We start from the raw sequence: 3,205 nt of genomic DNA, 5'->3' as shown, positions 1-3,205 counted from the left end.
ATAAATACACGCTCAATATAGTGATATAAAAATAGAATCTAGTTATATATGATATCAGACACAAAATTCGACGATAGAGCGTCATAGACGGTCGTTTTTGAATGAAGGAACTGCTATCCAACTACCTACTTTTTTTAGGGTGGCTCCAAATCGAAGATTCGATGACGGACCACACCGATGAGACCTACCAGCTGGAGGCCGTCGACCGACGGATCCTCTACGAACTGATTGGCGACGCTCGGAAGAAGACGACTCCAGTGGTCGCGGAGGCGGCCGGGTTCTCGCCGAGAACCGTCCGACGCGACGACGAGATGCTCACCCCTCACGGGGATACGACGATTCGCCCCGACGACGTCGTGACGGTGTTCGCCTGCGGCGGCGTCGACCACGGAACGGTCCGCGCGTTCGACGACGCCACGGAGGTCTGTCGATGACCCCGACCCGAGCACACCTTCCCTTCGACCGTCTCCTCATCCCGATCGCCGAGGAGGACGACGCCGACGCGACTTGCGCGGCCGTCCACCCTTACCTCAAGGGAACGGACGTCGACGTCGTGGTCGTTCACGTGATCGAGACGACGGAAGAGTACCCCGACAAGGCGCCCCGCGAGGCCAGAAGGGAGCAAGCCGAGAGGATCTTCGACGTCGTCGGAGACCGGTTGGCGGACGTGATCGGCTCGCTGGAGACGGAACTCCGGTACGGACCCGACGTCGTCGACGAGGTGTTCGCCGCCGCCGAGGAGGCCGACGCGACGGTCATCGGGTTCACCCCGCGGCCCGGAAACCGGTGGATCAAACTCCTCTCGGGCGACAACGCCCGGAAACTAACGAGCGAGAGCGAGATCCCGGTCGTCGTCTTCCCGCGTCGGGATGAACCGGCTCTCGAGTCGGACGAGCAATCAACCGACGCGACCGACGGAGATCCGACCGAGGAGGGCGCCGACGGCGAGCGGATCCTCGTTCCGATCGACGGCTCGAACGCGTCGCTCGGAGCTCTCGAGTACGCGTGCTCGAACTATCCTGATGCGGAAGTGACCGTCCTCCACGTGCTCGAGTCATCCGGCGGAGACATCTACGGCGAAATGACCGGCGGGCGGTCGACCGAGGTCGAAGCCGAGGAGCGCCGACGGAACCGCGACGTCGCGCAGTTGTTCGACGAAGCACGCCGCGTGGCCGACGAGCACGGCGCGACCCTCTCGACGCTGACGCTCACCGGCGACGTCGCGAACGCGGTCGTCACCTGCGCCGAGGAACTCGAAGCGGCGATGATCGTCGTCGGCCGCCGCGGGCGCGGAGGAGGCGGGCTCGGAAAACGGATCCTCGGCGGCGTTTCCGAGTCGGTAGTCGGACGATCGACGGTTCCGGTCACGATCGTACGGGGAGGCTCCGATCCATGACGAGTTAGGCAACGAGCGTCGGTGGGATCGAATCGGGGATCACCCTCGCCACCGGACCGTCGCTGTCGCTACCGTTCGATGACCCCATCATCATCTTCGGGCTGGCGATTGTTGTGTTCTTGGTCGTCCCGGTGGTGCTCAAGCGCTACCAACTCCCCGGGATCATCGGAATCATCTTGGTCGGATCGGTGATCGGCCCCAACGGAGTCAAATTACATTTATTTTGCTTCCACTAGCCAATCGCGTCTATCTTTCCTCAAGGCGAGAATCCCGCCGTTCACGGCGGGCGTGAAGCCGACATAAGCCATATGATCCACTAGCGACATTTCATCTGGATATTCAACGCTCTTCAACACCATTAAGAAAGAATATCTACATAGACTATGTATGGTGATTCAGGCCACTCGGACCTACGTTGCTTCCATCCAGAACCAGCAACAGGTCTGTGATGGTCTTGATTCGCTCGGCGATTCCGCCTCGAAACTCTGGAATGTTGCACGGTGGACCGTTGATCGGGTGTGGGAGGCGACCGGCGAGATTCCCAACGAAGGCACTCTCAAAGCCTACACGAAGACCCGACACTGCTGGAAGGATCTTAACTCACAGTCAAGTCAGGCAGTCATTGAAGAACTGTCTGGTGCCTTTCAGTCATGGTTCGACCTGCGACAGAAAGATGATCGAGCAAACCCGCCCGGCTACCGAAAGCACGGCGACGAACGACCACGTTCCACTGTTACGTTCAAAGAAGACGGGTTCAAACACGACCCTGAAAACAATCGTGTCCGACTCTCGAAAGGTGCAAACCTGAAAGCAAATTGGTCAGACTTCATCCTCTGTGAGTACCAGACACGCCCGGACGTTGACCTCTCGGAAGTTGAGAAAGTCCAACAGGTGCGGGCTGTGTGGAACGGTGAACAGTGGGAGATCCATTTTGTTTGTAAGGTCGAAATCGAGACATCCGATTCAGCAGGTTACGGTGTAGCTGGTATCGACTTCGGTATCACAAACATCGCAACAGCGGCGTTTCCCGACGATTACGTGCTGTATCCCGGTAACTCACTGAAACAAGACAAGCACTACTTCAAGCGGGTAGAGTACGACACCGAAGGCGAGAACGGCCCCTCAGAGCGGTCAGAATGGGCACGTCGTAAGCTCTCAGAACGGGAGACACACTTCTACCATATGCTCTCGAAAGCGATCATCAACGAGTGTGTTGAGCGTGGAGTGGGAACGCTTGCGGTGAGCTGGCCCGAGGATGTCCGAAATTCGGATTGGGGCAAGACCGGCAACAAGAAGTTGCATACGTGGTCGTTCGACCGAATCTACCAGTATCTCGCCTACAAAGGCGAAGAACGTGGCGTTGAGGTGTTGAAAGAAAACGAGTGGGACACATCGAAGACCTGCTCGAACTGCGGTGACGATACCAAATCGAACCGTGTAGAGCGTGGTCTATATGTGTGTTCGTCGTGTGGAATGGTCGGGAACGCCGATTGTAACGGGGCGGAGAATATGAGACAAAAGATAACTCCGAGTCCTCATGGCGAGGATAGGAGTAACGGCTGTGTGGCACAGCCATCGGTACACCTGTTCGACCGCGAGAGCGGAACGTTCACACCGAGAGAACAGGCTGTATCGTAAACCAGCAAATATCCCAACGTGCGGTACGGGAAGCCCCGTCGTTTACGACTGTCTCTTACCCACAAGTTCTAACGCCGTAGCTGACCAATCAACTCCAGTAAATGGGACGCTGTTCGCGGAGCTGGCGATCAAAAGCTGATGAAGATGGACAGCTGTGTGACATGGATGTCT

At 57.6% G+C, this 3,205-nt stretch carries 4 protein-coding genes; 3 read left to right on the top strand and 1 reads right to left on the bottom strand.

What is annotated here, in order from left to right:
* The first annotated feature begins 161 nt into the window (after positions 1 to 161).
* On the top strand, positions 162 to 434 hold the full coding sequence (locus tag O2S87_RS18320; RefSeq protein WP_475410166.1) for a hypothetical protein: 273 nt from the start codon (positions 162 to 164) through the stop codon (positions 432 to 434).
* Positions 431 to 1,396, top strand: coding sequence for a universal stress protein (locus tag O2S87_RS18315; protein WP_475410165.1), 966 nt, complete (start codon positions 431 to 433; stop codon positions 1,394 to 1,396). Before O2S87_RS18320 ends, O2S87_RS18315 begins: the two co-directional genes overlap by 4 nt.
* 4 nt (positions 1,397 to 1,400) lie before the next feature.
* On the opposite strand, the gene O2S87_RS18310 is transcribed toward O2S87_RS18315, so the two are convergent.
* Positions 1,401 to 1,538 carry a hypothetical protein gene (locus O2S87_RS18310; RefSeq protein WP_475410164.1) on the bottom strand — a complete coding sequence of 46 codons (138 nt, stop codon included), beginning with the start codon at positions 1,536 to 1,538 and terminating at the stop codon, positions 1,401 to 1,403.
* A gap of 245 nt (positions 1,539 to 1,783) precedes the next feature.
* Between O2S87_RS18310 and O2S87_RS18305 the strand changes: the two genes are divergently transcribed.
* Positions 1,784 to 3,034 carry an RNA-guided endonuclease InsQ/TnpB family protein gene (locus tag O2S87_RS18305; protein WP_475410163.1) on the top strand — a complete coding sequence of 417 codons (1,251 nt, stop codon included), beginning with the start codon at positions 1,784 to 1,786 and terminating at the stop codon, positions 3,032 to 3,034.
* Positions 3,035 to 3,205 lie beyond the last annotated feature (171 nt).

The sequence above is a fragment of the Halohasta sp. A2 genome, assembly GCF_056175805.1.
This window is presented reverse-complemented; position numbering and strand designations above follow the sequence as displayed.